Consider the following 302-nt stretch of genomic DNA (forward strand, 5'->3'; position numbering starts at 1 on the left):
GCGATCACGCGGTCCGCGACCGTCGGCGATGACGACCGGGCGGTGTCGGCACCCGTCGTCGTCCGCGCGCCCGAGCGTGCACCGGGTCTCGACTTGGGCGCCCGCGCGACGGTCACGGGCACGGCGTTCCGGGCGGACCCCGGCGACCGTGCGGTGCTCGTCGTCGAGGCATCCGCCCACGTCGTCGACCGGCCTCCCTCGGGCCCGTTGGGCGTGGCCGCGACGTTGCGCACCGGTCTCGTGTCGGCCGTCGACGGGCAGCCCGATCCCGGCGCGGGCCTCGTCCCCGGACTCGCCGTCGG

At 77.8% G+C, this 302-nt stretch carries 1 pseudogene; it reads left to right on the plus strand.

Annotated elements, in window-relative coordinates:
• A pseudogene (locus tag KVT44_RS55930) lies at positions 1-302 on the plus strand (hypothetical protein); the annotation flags it as partial.

It is taken from the genome of Streptomyces sp. GbtcB7, from assembly GCF_019091445.1.
Classification (GTDB): domain Bacteria; phylum Actinomycetota; class Actinomycetes; order Streptomycetales; family Streptomycetaceae; genus Streptomyces; species Streptomyces mirabilis.